This is a genomic window from Pseudomonas sp. Sample_24 (assembly GCF_004307605.1).
Classification (GTDB): domain Bacteria; phylum Pseudomonadota; class Gammaproteobacteria; order Pseudomonadales; family Pseudomonadaceae; genus Aquipseudomonas.
The window spans coordinates 41,515-55,278 of sequence record NZ_RCNW01000117.1 but is presented as its reverse complement, the minus strand read 5'-3'; the positions used below and the strand labels follow the sequence as shown (position 1 = coordinate 55,278).

General features: G+C 59.6%; 15 protein-coding genes and 1 pseudogene. 7 read left to right on the top strand and 9 right to left on the bottom strand.

Annotated features, from left to right (window positions below; all coding sequences use genetic code 11):
• The 3 genes from D8V06_RS06025 to D8V06_RS06015 form a co-directional block, all read right to left on the bottom strand.
• Positions 1-750, bottom strand: a complete 750-nt coding sequence (locus D8V06_RS06025) for an SDR family NAD(P)-dependent oxidoreductase (RefSeq protein ID WP_056853392.1) — start codon at positions 748-750, stop codon at positions 1-3.
• Positions 747-1,169 carry a nuclear transport factor 2 family protein gene (locus D8V06_RS06020; RefSeq protein ID WP_130904703.1) on the bottom strand — a complete coding sequence of 141 codons (423 nt, stop codon included), beginning with the start codon at positions 1,167-1,169 and terminating at the stop codon, positions 747-749. The genes D8V06_RS06025 and D8V06_RS06020 overlap by 4 nt, the downstream gene beginning before the upstream one ends.
• Positions 1,170-1,284: 115 nt before the next feature.
• Positions 1,285-1,740, bottom strand: coding sequence for a PAS domain-containing protein (locus D8V06_RS06015; protein WP_130904704.1), 456 nt, complete (start codon positions 1,738-1,740; stop codon positions 1,285-1,287).
• A gap of 161 nt (positions 1,741-1,901) precedes the next feature.
• On the opposite strand from D8V06_RS06015, the gene D8V06_RS06010 reads away from it, so the two are divergent.
• Entirely contained in the window at positions 1,902-2,819 is a 918-nt protein-coding gene (locus D8V06_RS06010; RefSeq protein ID WP_130930614.1) for a MerR family transcriptional regulator, read from the top strand.
• Between the two features lie 375 nt (positions 2,820-3,194).
• Here the strand turns inward: D8V06_RS06010 and D8V06_RS06005 are convergent, their stop codons facing one another.
• Positions 3,195-4,907, bottom strand: coding sequence for an amidase (locus tag D8V06_RS06005; RefSeq protein ID WP_130904706.1), 1,713 nt, complete (start codon positions 4,905-4,907; stop codon positions 3,195-3,197).
• Between the two features lie 356 nt (positions 4,908-5,263).
• Between D8V06_RS06005 and D8V06_RS06000 the strand changes: the two genes are divergently transcribed.
• Positions 5,264-6,364 (top strand): polyamine ABC transporter substrate-binding protein, encoded by a 1,101-nt coding sequence (locus tag D8V06_RS06000; protein WP_130904707.1) that lies wholly within the window; start codon positions 5,264-5,266, stop codon positions 6,362-6,364.
• 115 nt (positions 6,365-6,479) lie between these two features.
• Here the strand turns inward: D8V06_RS06000 and D8V06_RS05995 are convergent, their stop codons facing one another.
• The gene (locus D8V06_RS05995) at positions 6,480-7,451 is read right to left on the bottom strand and encodes a DMT family transporter (protein WP_056853398.1); all 972 of its coding nucleotides are present in this window, start codon (positions 7,449-7,451) and stop codon (positions 6,480-6,482) included.
• Between the two features lie 160 nt (positions 7,452-7,611).
• Entirely contained in the window at positions 7,612-8,532 is a 921-nt protein-coding gene (locus tag D8V06_RS05990; protein ID WP_130904708.1) for a LysR family transcriptional regulator, read from the bottom strand.
• Positions 8,533-8,632: 100 nt separating this feature from the next.
• On the opposite strand from D8V06_RS05990, the gene D8V06_RS05985 reads away from it, so the two are divergent.
• Positions 8,633-9,382, top strand: coding sequence for an SDR family oxidoreductase (locus D8V06_RS05985; RefSeq protein ID WP_130930613.1), 750 nt, complete (start codon positions 8,633-8,635; stop codon positions 9,380-9,382).
• An 8-nt stretch (positions 9,383-9,390) separates the two neighbouring features.
• On the opposite strand, the gene D8V06_RS05980 is transcribed toward D8V06_RS05985, so the two are convergent.
• From D8V06_RS05980 to D8V06_RS05970, 3 genes are read right to left on the bottom strand one after another with little or no spacing between them, the layout of a single operon-like run.
• Complete coding sequence (locus tag D8V06_RS05980) at positions 9,391-9,669, bottom strand: Rho-binding antiterminator (protein ID WP_056853401.1); 279 nt, start codon at positions 9,667-9,669, stop codon at positions 9,391-9,393.
• A 4-nt stretch (positions 9,670-9,673) separates the two neighbouring features.
• Complete coding sequence (locus tag D8V06_RS05975; protein ID WP_056853402.1) at positions 9,674-9,934, bottom strand: DUF2024 family protein; 261 nt, start codon at positions 9,932-9,934, stop codon at positions 9,674-9,676.
• Entirely contained in the window at positions 9,934-10,674 is a 741-nt protein-coding gene (locus D8V06_RS05970; protein ID WP_056853403.1) for a hypothetical protein, read from the bottom strand. The genes D8V06_RS05975 and D8V06_RS05970 overlap by 1 nt, the downstream gene beginning before the upstream one ends.
• Before the next feature lie 127 nt (positions 10,675-10,801).
• On the opposite strand from D8V06_RS05970, the gene D8V06_RS05965 reads away from it, so the two are divergent.
• The 4 genes and pseudogenes from D8V06_RS05965 to D8V06_RS30745 all read left to right on the top strand — a co-directional run.
• Positions 10,802-11,356: a MarR family transcriptional regulator gene (locus D8V06_RS05965; RefSeq protein WP_130930612.1), complete on the top strand. Its 555-nt coding sequence runs from the start codon at positions 10,802-10,804 to the stop codon at positions 11,354-11,356.
• 70 nt (positions 11,357-11,426) lie between these two features.
• A complete protein-coding gene (locus D8V06_RS05960) occupies positions 11,427-12,647 on the top strand; it encodes a helix-turn-helix domain-containing protein (RefSeq protein WP_130930611.1) in 1,221 nt (406 codons plus the stop codon).
• A gap of 36 nt (positions 12,648-12,683) precedes the next feature.
• Positions 12,684-13,313 (top strand): PQQ-binding-like beta-propeller repeat protein, encoded by a 630-nt coding sequence (locus D8V06_RS05955; RefSeq protein WP_130930610.1) that lies wholly within the window; start codon positions 12,684-12,686, stop codon positions 13,311-13,313.
• Positions 13,314-13,625: 312 nt separating this feature from the next.
• Positions 13,626-13,764, top strand: a pseudogene (locus tag D8V06_RS30745) (transposase); the annotation flags it as partial.

The following is a 13,764-nucleotide window of genomic DNA, read 5'->3' as shown; positions in this document are numbered from 1 at the left end:
CTATTCCTGTTCGGTTCGCGCCAGTCGACGGCCCAGGGCCAGGCGCCAACGCGCCGGCAGGGCGCCAAGCAAGCGCAGGACGAGAGTGAAGAGGCGTGGAAAGTTGATCTCCAGCGGTCGTCGCGTCAGGCGCGCGACGACATGCCGCGCAGCGCGGTCGGCCGTCCAGAGTTGTGGCATGGCAAAGGTATTGCGCCGAGTCAGGGGGGTGTCGATGAACCCCGGGCTGACCAGCGTTACATCAATGCCTTCGGCGTGTAGATCCAGGCGCAGGGATTCAACGAGATAACGCAGGGCCGCTTTGGACGCGCCATAGGCTCCGGCCCGCGGCAGCGCCAGCCAGGTCACTGAGCTGCCGATCACTACCAGATGGGGTCGGTGCCCGCGGCGCAGCAGTGGCAGTGCCGCCTGCAAACAGTAGCTGACCGCCAACAGGTTGGTACGCATCACGCGCTCGACTGTCTCGGCCTCGAACTTGCCCGGCACCAGGTATTCGCAGGTGCCGGCGTTCAGAATCACCAGGTCCAGTGCGCCCCACGCCTGCTCGATGTTGTCGCAAATGGCCGAAACTTGACGCGGGTCAGCCACATCGCCGGTAGCGAGCAAGGCCCCTGGGTAGCGCAGCACGAGCGGCATCAGTGCTTCCGCCCGCCGCCCACCCAAGGCCACCGAATGGCCTTGCTCCAGAAGCCGTTCAGCCAGGGCGGCACCAAGGCCGCTGCTGGCCCCTGTCAGCCAGCAGCGACTCATGCAAGCCTCCCTTTGATCCAGCCGATCACTGCGCCAAGTACGGGAACGTGCTCGTAGATCAGGGCACCGGCATCGAAATAGTCGTGGTGCAGGTAGACATGCGTTGCCCAGCGCAGGTGGCTGCAGCCTTGCAGACTTATCGGCTGGCCACGGGACAGGCGCGGATGACGGAAGTGCAGGTTCCAGCGCAGATAACCTTGACCGGGGGCGGTTTCATCCACGTCCAGGAGTTCGTAGCGGATATCCTCGACGTTGCTGTACAGGTTTTCAAAATAGCTACGAAGTGCCGGCAGGCCATTGAGTTGGTGCAACGGATCACGAAATTGAACGTCGTTGCTGTACAGCTCGCCCAGTTTATCCAGGCAATCAGCGTTCAGCGTTGTGAACGTGTCAGCGAAATGGCGGAGATATGCAGACATGGCCGGCTCCAGGCAAAATTGTACAAGTTGAGAAAACTGTACAGGTTTACCTGAAGCCTACGGGGAAAATTGTACAAGTCAATATTCTTGTACACTTTTTGTATCGGTCGTTGCGTTACTCGTCTTGACCGCCAAGCCTTGCCAGTTGACGGCGAAGATCAGCCACTTCGGTCTCAAGCGACTGGACTCTTTCCAGAGCGGCAATCTTTTCGCTGACGTCGTGCTGTATGCCAATGTAGTAGGTCAACTGATCGGCATCGTTGTACACGGGAGTGATAGACAACTCGTTCCAGAACAGGCTGCCATCCTTACGATAGTTGCGCAGCACCTGACGGCAGGGCTGACCGAGGCGGATGGCGTCGCGGATTGCGTTGAGGCTGGCCTGGTCATGATCGGCTCCCTGCAGGAACCGGCAATCCTGATAGAGTATTTCGTCGGCACTGTAGCCGGTCAGGCGCTCGAAGGCAGGGTTGGCATAGATGAGAATGCTGTCACTGCCTTCCTGCTCGGCCACGACGATGCCGTCATTGGAGGCTTCGACCATAAGTTGCAGGAGTTTGGCGTCAATCATGGTCCGGGCTCGCTGTAGTTCGAGGATTTGCCTCACAGCGTAGTCGTCAGCGACAGCCATGCCTAGATGGCAAGACGCAGGAACCCGGACCGCGATTGGCTGGTTAAATAGCGCCATGCCTGGTTTAGAATGGCGACACACTCAGGATGTAACGACTTTCAATGACCGAGCCCCTCGAATCCGCCTCCGACGACGCCTTGCTCCCCATGCGCGAAGTCGCCAGCCTGACTGGCGTCAACCCGATCACCCTGCGGGCATGGGAGCGTCGCCACGGATTGATCCGACCTGTTCGCACGGTAGGTGGGCATCGCCTGTATTCGCAGCAAGATATCGAACATATACGCAGCATCATGCTCTGGACCAGCCGAGGTCTGCCAATCAGCAAGATTGGCGCTTTGCTCAACCGGCAGCAGAACACGCCGGAGCTCGCTGTCACAGACGCGGCCGAAGCCCCTCTGCTCCAATGGCAACAGGCAATTCATCGTGCCACGCAGGCTTTTGATGGCGCCGAGCTGGAGCGCCTTCACGGGCAACTGTTCACGATCTACCCGAAGGCTACGGTACTGGCGGCTGTTCTGCTGCCGGTCTGGCGCAGCCTGGCAGTTGGCGATGCTTTCGGTCGACGCAGTCAGTGGCTGTTCCTGGACGCTTTCTTTCGTGCGCGGTTGTTATTGCGACTGCAGATGAACCCGGGCAACGGTGCTTGCGTGCTGCTGGCCGACGGCTCTGGCCATGCACACGAACTGGAGCTGTTGTGCGCCGGTTTGTTGATGAGCAATGACCAGCTGCGCATTGAAGTGCTGAGCCCGGGCCAGCCCCTGGAAGAACTGCCATTGCTGTGTACAGCGATTCAGCCCGCCGCGCTGGTGCTGTTGGTCCAGACGCCACTGCAGGCCGATGCACACAAGCGACTGCGTGCCCTTCAAATGGGCGTTACGTGCCCATTGGCCCTGGTTGGCGACGCAGCTGCCGCTTCGTCGTCAGGGCTGCGTGGTTCTTCAATTGCCATATTGGGCAACGACGAAGCGAGTATTTTGCCCAGGCTGGAAGCCTTGGTAAGGGGAACGCTGCAAATTTGAATTTGGCGTTTCAGCTAAGCAGGCTTATCTGAAACGGCATTACTGATTCCGTCCAGCTCCTGCCACGGGTTGGATAGAGAACCCTTCCTGGGACACTGGGAAATGTGAGGAAACTCCAGTGTTCTGTCTGACTCGGATTGCTCTGCCTTGCAGTTCCTGCAGACGACCTTTGTTTGCGAAAGAATCCAGTTTCCATGCCAGGCGAGGAGTTTTTCAGAGGGTGACATGGTCATGAAACCTCTACAAATACTGTACAGATTTTTCTGTATTGTAGAGGTTTTTTGTCCGTTTCCAATCGACTTTGTGAGCAGCTCCACACAAATAGATGAGGGTTTTCGGTGGTCACTCACGCGGTGCCCACCGAAAAACTGCACTCTATTCTGCTGATGACAGCGGCGGGGTACGAGGCGGGATCATTCGTTTCGACCCGCTGGCTTCGAATGCCGAGGCAAAACGCAACAGTGCCGAATCGTCATAGGCTCGACCGGCAAACGTCAGGCCTACTGGCATGCCGATATCCGCCATGATGCCCATCGGCACGGTGACTGTCGGCACACCCAGATGCCGGATGGCCAGGTTGCCATTGGCCACCCATACGCCGTTACTCCAGGCGATGTCGGCAGAGACCGGGTTGACATCGGCGTCCGCCGGGCCAACATCCGCGACGGTGGGGAACAGCACTGCGTCCAGGCCCAGCCGATCCATCCAGTCTTCCAGATCGAGTTTGCGCGTCTGCTCGAGCCCACGCAGTCCATCGGGGACGGTACTGATCTGGTCCCACGGGGTGATACCACGCTCGGCCATCTTCACGTATTCGTCCATGCCGGCAGCGAGGTCGCCCTCACGGTTGGGCAATGTTCCCGGGTCATGGGGGAAAATCTTCGGTCCATCGACATCGACCAGTCGATTCAGCTTCGGATCGCCATTGGCTTGCAGGAAATCATCGAAAGCCCACGCAGTGAGATCCCACAATTCATGGTGCAGGAACTCCTTGGAGACGATGCCGCGATTGAACACCGTCGGCGCACCGGGACGGTCACCTTCGCAATTGGACACCAGCGGAAAATCGACTTCGATGACCTCGGCGCCAGCGGCTTCAAGAGCCTTGCGCGCCTGTTGCCAAAGACCGATCACCGACTCGCGGGTATTGATACGTTGGCCGGTCGGGCCACCGATCCCGGGTGCTTCGCTGGTGCCTGCTTCCGGATCGGCATTGATGTACATGCGCGGCACGCCGAGGCGCTTGCCGGCGAGCGCATCGGGTTGCGCGGCAAGTTCAAGATAGGAGGCAGGCCGGACCGAAGCGACGCTCGGAATCGGCACCCAGGGTTGCATGCGCCACAGGTCGCCACGGGTGTCAGGGTCGTCCGCCACGACCACGTCGAGCACCTCCAGCAGGTCGGCCATGGTTCTGGCAAACGGCACGACAACGTCCATGGTCGGTGTCAGCGGCCAGTTGCCGCGCACCGAAATCACGCCACGCGATGGCGTGTAGGCGCACAAGCCATTGTTGGACGCCGGGCCACGGCCGCTTGACCAGGTTTCCTCGGCCAAACCGAACGCCGCGAAGCTGGCGGCCGTGGCTGTGCCGGCACCGTTCGACGAACCGGAGGCGAACGGGGCGGTGAGGAAATCGGCGTTGTACGGGCTCTCGGCACGGCCATAGACCCCGCGCTGCATTCCGCCGTTGGCCATGGGCGGCATATTGGTCTTGCCCAGGCAGATAGCACCGGCGGCGCGCAGTCGTTCGACGGTGAACGCATCGCGATAGGCAATCAGATCCTTGAACGCTGGGCTGCCCGAAGCGGCCGTCAGGCCCTTGACCAGGTAACTGTCCTTCGCCGTATAAGGAATGCCATCGAGTGGCCCCAGCGTCTCGCCCCTGGCCCGACGGGCATCGGCAGCTTGCGCTTCCTTGAGCGCGTCCGGGTTGCGCACCACCACGGCATTGAGCGCGGTGTCGGTGTCGGCGCCGTCATACGCATCGATCCGGGCGAGGTAGGCCTGGACCAGTTCGACCGACGTGGTCTGGCCGGATTCGAGCGCAGCGCGCAATTGGGCAATGGAAACTTCGGTGACTTCAATCATGCGGTTACCACCGGCTCTCTCAAATATGAATTTCTTGACGGATCTGCGTGCGCAGCGTTGCGCGACGCAATCCGGTTTTCAACCTTAAGCCGCGTATTTTGCACTAAGCCGGGGCAGGGCGCCGCCATTGCCCCTCCATACGGACACGGATAATGGCCATTTCGATCCCCTTTTGGCCGATCGCACGCTGTGAACGGTCCAGGCTGTCAGCAAGAATCGGTGGCAGGCGGCCGAAGCAGCCGTGTACACAGCTTCCATAACCATAATCTTTTGCTTCCTTTGCTCCAGGCCACGTTCAAGGCCACTGCCGTTACCGATTATAAAAACCAAACGAGCTGACATTGGGGAACTGATCCATGGACATTATGAAACGCATTCTGGGCGCCACTGTTTGTGGGCTGACGTTGCTTGCCAGCGCGGTGCAAGCCGAGCAGCGCGAGCTGCGGGTGTACAACTGGGCGGACTATATCCTGCCGTCCGTGCCCAAGGACTTTGCCGCCAAAACCGGGATCAAAGTGACCTGGGACACCTTCGACACCAACGAGTCGCTGGAAGCCAAACTGCTGACCGGTAACTCCGGATACGACCTGGTGGTGCCGTCGAACCAGTTCATCGAAACCCAGATCAAGGCCGGCGTATTCCAGAAGCTCGACAAGTCCAAACTGCCAAACTGGAAGCACCAGGATCCGGCACTGCTCAAACTGCTCGACAAGAACGATCCCGGCAATCAATACGGCGTGCCATACATGTACGGCACCGTGTTGATCGGATTCAACCCGGCCAAGGTCAAGGCCGCGCTGGGCGAAAATGCCCCGGTAGACAGTTGGGACCTGGTGTTCAAACCCGAGAACATGGAGAAGTTGAAGTCCTGCGGCGTCGCCATGCTCGACTCGCCTTCGGAGATCCTGCCGCTGGCCCTGCATTACCTGGGACTGGACCCGAACAGCCAGAACCCGGATGACTACGAAAAGGCCAAGGCCTTGATGCTGAAGATTCGGCCTTACGTTACCTACTTCAACTCGGCCAAATACATGACCGACATCGCCAACGGTGATATCTGCGTGGCCATTGGTTACTCCGGCAGCTTCTACCAGTTTGGCAATCGCGCCAAAGAAGCCGGCAACGGTGTGGTGGTCGACTGGCGTTTGCCGAAGGAGGGGGCGCCGATCTGGTTCGACACGTTTGCCATTCCAAAAAGCGCGAAAAACGTCGAAGAGGCCCACGAGTTCCTCAACACGCTGCTGGACACGAACGTCATTGCGCCGATCAGCGACTTCCTCGGTTACCCGAATGCCAACAAGGATTCGCTGGCGCTGATCAATAAGGAAATCACCGGCAATCCGAACCTGACACCGACCAGCGAGGCGTTGAAAACCCTGTACGTCGTGCAGCCGCTGCCGCAGAAACTCGAACGGGTACGGACGCGGGTGTGGACGGCGATCAAGTCGGATAAATAAGCCCGGACCACACCTATCCCTGTGGGAGCGAGCCTGCTCCGGGCGGCGACCCGATGATGAGACCTGCCAGTCAACGATAACGTTGAATGACAGCTCGCTCCCATAGGCTGTGACTTCAGCCGCGCTGCGCGACAGGCTGTTCAGGTTGCGACGCGCGCTGGCCCTTGCGATAAGTCAGCAACACAATCCCGGTGACAACGATCACACCACCCACCACTTGCCCGGCACTGAGCATCTGGTCCAACACCACCCAGCCCATCAACAGCGTGGCCAACGGCTCGATGTTCATCACCGGAGCGTTGCGCGGCATGTCCAGGCGCGGCACGCAAATGAACAGCACGATAAATCCGGTGCCGTACAGTACAACCAGTGTCGCCAGCGCCAGCCACCCGGTGCTGGTGGCCGGAAGGTTCAAGCCACCAGGCAGGGCGCCGCTCATACCGGCCAGATTGATACTGCTGAACACGATGAAAATTGTCAGCAGGCTGCGCACCGATCCACGAACCTCGGCCAACTTGTGGTCGGTGATCCACAACGCACAGGCAAACACGCTGGCCGCGCAAAAGGCCAGGGTCACGCCCAGCCACCATTGCGGGCCGACACTGGCGTTGTCCGCGAGGCGACCGGGGACATCCAGCACAAATACCAGGCCCAGCAAAATCAGGCCCATCAGTGCGGCGGTGCGTGCGGTCGGACGCGGGCCTCCCAACGCCCAGGTGAGCAGCGCCAGCAGAATGGGAAAGACATTGGCCACCAACAGTGCCAACGCCACCGGCACCCGTGCGACCGCGGAATACAGGCAAAGGCTTTGGGTGGCGATCAGCAAGCCCAACAGCAATTGCCAACGCCAGGCACCCGCCGGCAGGCGCAGCGTCTGGCGTTGCCAAATGACCAAAGCGGCCAATACCAACAACGTCCCGCCCGAGCGCATCAGAATCGCCAACAACACACCCGCGCCGTCATCGAAGGCAACCCGCGCCGCCACATGGTTGCCCGCAAATGCACAGCCCATGCACAGTAAAATCAGCACGGCGAGATGGCGAGGGAAGGGCGCAGGCGCTTCTTGGCGGAAGGTTGGTTGGGTCATGGCAGTGTCTCGAATTGAGTGCGCTCTCAAAAGAAATGAGGCGCGAATATTTATTATGTTGTCGTACAACCAAAGGGGTTTGTAACGCATTTGGCTTGCATGAACAAGGTTGAAGGCTTTGGAGAAGGGAGTTTAGCGCCTATTGATTGCAAAAAATGAGTCAAGAGATCGTATGACTTGAAATGGATTGTCCTTCCAGTCGATACAGTTCCTGTTGTACAAAATCGGCAAACAGCTTGATCCGGATCGGTGTCAGTACACCAAACGCATGCAGGGAATGGATGGCCAGCGACGGCAACCGATGGCCGGGCATGATCTGCATCAACTCACCGCGATCGAGCTCTTGCTGGACCGTGCATTTCATCAAATACGCAACGCCCAGGTTTCCCAATGCGGCGGCACGCAAGCCGAATCCCGAGTCCAGACCTATTCGGCCACGGGGCACCAACGTTTCACCGTTTTCAAAAATGATGGGCAGGGTTCGACCATTGAGTTGATAGCGCACGAAGGGCAGAGCGCGCAGTTCTTCGAGGGTGTGCGGGGTTCCCCATTCGTCGAGGAACTTCGGTGAGGCCACCAACGCCATGTCGAGTTGGGCGAGGGTACGGCTTTTCAGATCGCTGTCAGACAGGATGCCGGCGCGGAAAATCACGTCATAACCCTCACGAATCACATCGACATGGTGGTCGAGCAACGTCAGGTCCAGTTCCACCTCTGGGTACTCGGCGAGAAACACCGAGCTGATCCTCGGCATCAGCAATCGTCCGAGGTCACTCGGCATGCTGACCCGCAAATGACCGCGCGCACCCCCGGTGTGGCGCAACGCATCGGCGCAGTCATCGATGGCCTGCAACAACGGCGCGACACGCTCGAAAAATGCCTGCCCCTCGGGCGTAAGGCTGAGCATCCGCGTGGAGCGGCGAAACAGCTTGGCATTCAGTTCGGATTCCAGTCGGGCGATGCTTTTGGAAATGGCCGACGGCGTGGTCCCGGCGTTGCGTGCGGCAGCACTGAAAGAACCGGCTTCCACCGCGCGGACAAAGGCAATCAGGCTGGCCGACTGGTTCAACAAGCTGGGCATCTTGTGACTCCGAAGCACAACTGATGTGCCTTTTTCTGGACTGGTTGGCGCTGGGGCGAGCGACATAATACTGCGCTCCTTCAACAATCGGAGTCAGTAGATGCAACGTCTTCAAGGAAAGGTCGCAGTGATCACCGGCGGCAACAGCGGCATAGGCCTGGCGTCGGCGTGCCTGTTCGCCAAAGAGGGCGCGCAGGTGATTATCACCGCACGTCGACAAGAAGTGCTGGACGAAGCCGTGCGCCACATCGGTCACGGCGCCTTTGGCATCAAGGGCGATGTCGCCAGCCTCGAGCACCATGCCGAGGTCGCCGAGCAAGTCCGGGTGCGCTTCGGTGCGCTGGATATCTACATGGCCAACGCCGGGGTCATCACCCTGACGCCATCGCAGCAGGTCACTCCAGCGGAGTTCGACGCGCAATTCAATATCAACACCCGAGGCGTGTTCTTTGGTGTGCAGTCGATCGTGCCGCTGATGCGCGACGCTGGCAGCATCATCCTGACCAGTTCCCTGGCGGCTACGAAAGTGCTCGAAGGGCATGCGGTGTATGCCGGTTCCAAAGCAGCTATCGGCGCTTTTGCGCGCAGCTGGGCGCTGGAGCTGCGGGCGCGGCGCATACGCGTCAATGTGCTCAGCCCGGGGCCGGTCGATACTGCGATCATCGGCAAGCTGGGCGTTTCAGAAGAAGACCGCCCCGGCTTCGAGCAAATGATGGCGGCCATGATTCCCGCCGGTCGACTGGGGGAGGCCGACGAGCTCGCACAAGCGGCGCTGTACCTGGCCTGCAGCGACAGTTCGTTCGTCAACGGCATCCAATTGCATGTCGACGGCGGCATGTCGCTGGTCTGATAACCGCCTCAGAACGTGCAAACCGCATCGGTAAACACCACCCGGCCGAACTGCGCGTTGGCGTCCAGCGGGGTGATGGCCAACAGTTGATCCAAGCGGATTTCCTGTTGGCCGTCAGCCGTTTCAAGCTCGAGGAATTCTTCCTTGTCGGCGGACGTTCGCGTAGTCAGCGCCTTCGCTTCCAGGCGGGCGCCATCCTTCAACTCGATGTCCAGTCGGTAACCGCGCATGCAGGCGATTTCCAGATAGTCGTACAGGTCGCAGTTCATGGGTTGGTAGGTGTTCATTTCGTTACTCCTGGCAACCTTGCAGTTTGAGGATGAAGTAACCCTGCTTGCCGATCGCCGCTGCCACTTCGGGATGGGTCGGTTCGACGTGACAGAACTGGCAGCGGTCCTGGGCGATATCTTCGTCCTGTATGCCCTGTTCATCAAGGAAGCGGCGGGCATAGGTTTTTGCCAGTTCGGCGTCGTTACGCTCGATCAGCACATCGAAGTGCAGGTAGCGGCCATCTTTGGTGCGCACGTGGGTATCGAATACGTTCACGCTCATTATTTGCTCTCCTTGAGTTTCCAGGTGCCGGGCAACGACAGGTCACCCGAGGCAATGTCATAGACGCTGCTGACGCACAGCAATGGGTTGTGCAGGTCGGCATTGACTTTCAGTGCAGCGGTGACGCCGTCGTAGTTGAAACTTTCGGGGAAGCCGACTGCCGCCAACGGCACATGGATTTTCGCGGCGTTTTTCTCGACGCTCAGGTCGTAGCCCGGGGAGTCGATGTAGATCGGAGCGCCAGGCCAGGTGGCCGGTAACTTCGGTTTGGCATCCTTGGGAATGTCGCGGACTTTCAAACCGCCAGGCCCACAACTTTCGTCTTTGCTCAGCACCACCCAGTGCGAGTGCCAGAGGCCGCCGTCGTTATCCTTCTTGCCGTCCTTGTTTTCGTCCAGTTGCGGGGTGTCATCGAAATCCGGGTGAGAGGTCAGCGCCAGGGCCAGGATCCCGGACTTCGCTTCAAAGCCGACAACGGAACTGTCGAGGCTGGTAGGCCAGACATAACTGAACACCTCGGCCCCGGCAAACGAACCCTTGGCGGTTGGCACGCGACTGCCGGCCTGGCCATCGACCAATTGTTCGAACACCAGATTGCTGCCTTCCTTGAAAACCCGGGTATTGACCAGATCGAACGCGGCATCGGCTTTGCCTTTGTCGCTTTGGATGCCTTGTTTGTCATGGGCCACAGCCTGTGTCGCCAGCAGAGTGCCAAGGGTGAGTGCCAGAGCGGTTTTCATGTATGCCTCCGTTTGGAAGTAGATTAGGTTTCGGATCGACACCACAAATCCTACGACAAGCCGATATTTTGTCAATAAGGTTTTTATCCGATACTATTTATCAACGCTTTTGATCAGGAATTTCCTCGTGCTTTTTGATTTGCTGGAAAGGTTGTCGAGCCTGACTCGGGTCTGGTTTCGTGAGCACCCGCTGCTGACGGACCTGCAGCCGATCCAGCTCAGCGCCTTGATGTACCTCGGCCGATGCAACCGCTACTCCGACACGCCGCTGGCGGTGACCGAATATCTGGGACTGACCAAAGGCACGGTGTCGCAATCGCTCAAGGCTCTGGAAAGCAAAGGACTGCTGACCAAACAGCCGGATGCCCGGGACAAACGCAGCGTGCACCTGAAACTGACGGCTCCGGCACAGGCGTTGCTGGACGCCGTGGTGCCACCGGATTTTCTGGTCAATGCCGCCCAGCGCATGGGTGCGCGGGCAGTGGATCTGGAAGGCTTGCTGCTGGAGCTGTTGCGCAACATCCAGCAAGGTGTAAATGTCCCGAGTTTCGGGCTGTGCCGAACCTGCCGTTTTCATCAGACAGTGACGGGTGGAGCGTTTTGCGGACTGACACAGGAACCACTGGAATCCACAGAAGTGGATCTGATTTGCCGCGAGCATCAAATTCGCGATCCGGCATGAGGCGCCATCGTCTGAGATAGACTCAACAGCGACTAGCCGACAATGGAGTGACCCCCATGGCAAGACTGCGATGGACTCGCTGATCACCGCCGCCGCCCAGGCGCTGGCAGCGGGGGATCCGCTGGGCGCGCTGGACAGGGTCGCGTTGCGTGACGATGCACCGGCGCTGGCGTTGCGCGCAATCGCCATGGCGCAACTGGGTGATCTGGTGCGGGCCAAGGCACTGGTGCGCCGGGCAATACGGGCGTTCGGGCCAAAGGAAGCGCTGGCTCGGGCGCGTTGCATCGTCGCCGAAGCCGAGATTGCATTGGCCTCGCGGGACCTCGGCTGGCCAGTGAAGGCCCTCGATGCGGCGCGGGTCACGCTGCAAGCTCACGGTGACAGGGTGAACGCGGCCCATGCGCGCTACCTGCACATCCGCCGCCTGTTGCTGATCGGCCAATTGGATGACGCCCAGGACAACCTCGCGCAACTTGACCCTTCGACATTGCCACCCGCTTTGCACGCCACCCATGAGCTCGTGGCGGCGGGCATCGCCATGCGTCACTTGCGCTCACAAGCTGCGCGTGCGGCGTTGGCCCGGGCCAAGTTCGCCGCGCAGCAATCCGGCATTCCCGCGTTGATAGCAGAAGTCGACAGCGCGCTGCGCTTGCTCGACAGTCCCGCCGCACACTTGATCAGTAATGGTCAGGCGCGACCCTTGCTGCTCGATGACGTCGAAGATTTGCTGGCCTCGACATCGCTGGTGGTCGATGCCTGCCGGTACGTCGTGCGCGGTGCGGGCATGTCGGTGTCCCTGTCGAAACGTCCGGTGCTGTTCAACCTCGTACGGACATTGGCCGAAGCCTGGCCGGAAGATGTTGCGCGGGAAACGCTCATCGCCCGGGCCTTTCGCCTGAAGCTCAGCGATGAATCCCATCGAGCCCGGCTAAGGGTCGAAATCGGCCGCTTGCGTGCAGCGCTCAAACCCTTGGCCAACGTGGTCGCCACCAAGCGCGGGTTTGCATTGATCACCCAGGTTTCACCTGACGTAGTGCTGCTTACGCCACCGGTCGAAGAAAAACACGCAGCAGTATTTGCACTGCTCGCCGACGGCGAAGCGTGGTCGAGTTCAGCACTTGCCCTGGCGCTGGGCAACAGCCAGCGCAGCGTGCAACGAGTTCTCGAAACACTGGCAGCACAGGGCAAGGTTCAGTCGTTCGGGCATGGGCGCGGGCGGCGCTGGATGACGCCACCAGTGCCCGGTTTCGCGACGACCTTGTTACTCCCGGTTCCGCTGGCCGGTGGCTAGGATGAACGCCACTAAACCCTTTCGAGGAACACCGAAATGAAACAGTCAGCCGCAGAAATCATTCGTGAATACGGACCTTTTGAAGGTGTAGACGATGTACATGGTGTGACCTGGGATGGTCAGCAGGTGTGGTTTGCCACTACCGGTAAACTCATCGCACTCGACCCTTCGAGCGGCGCAACGGTGCGTTCGCTGGATGTCGCCGCCCACGCCGGCACCGCATTCGATGGCAAGCATTTATTCCAGATCGCCGAAGACCGCATCCAGAAAATCGACCCGCAAACCGGTCGCGTGCTCTCCACCATCCCGGCCCCCGGTGGTGGCAACGACTCCGGGATGACCTGGGCGGAAGGCTCGCTGTGGGTGGGGCAATACCGCGAGCGCAAAATCCACCAGATCGACCCCGAGAGCGGCAAGATCTTGCGCACCCTCGAATCCAACCGCTTTGTCACGGGTGTGACCTTTGTCGAAGGTTCGCTGTGGCATGGCACATGGGAGCCAGAAGAGAGCGAACTGCGGCGCATCGACACGAACACAGGCGAAGTGCTCGAGAGCCTGAAGATGCCGGAGGGCGTTGGCGTATCGGGACTTGAGTACGATGGCGGCGAACGGTTTTTCTGCGGTGGCGGCAGCAGCGGGCGGGTGAGGGCGGTTCGTCGTCCTTGATGAAATCCCGGCGTTAAATTGTTTGTGGATGTCGGTTCGCTGACTCATACGAATCCAGCGTTGCGGTGACGATCGACATCCACTGCGCCAACTCTCTGCTTCTGAATCAGGCCAGCACCTCGCAAATCCCACCGTCTTCAGACCTTTCCTACGTCCCGCGCTTTCTTCCCGCAATCGATCAAGACGTTTCTCGCTGACGCCTCGGAAGCCTCCGGTTTTAGCCCTGCGGCTCATCGGTTAATGTTCTAAAAGGGGACAGATTTATTTCTCTCCTTTGCTACGCTGAAAACCTCCATGGAGGAGAAGTGAAAAATGCCCAGAATGGGACGCCTCGTATTACCCAACTATCCGCACCACGTGGTGCAACGCGGTCATAACCGCCAAGTGGTATTTGCCGTCGCCGAGGATTATCAGCGCTACCTGACGGATTTACGTGAACTCAAAGATGCAT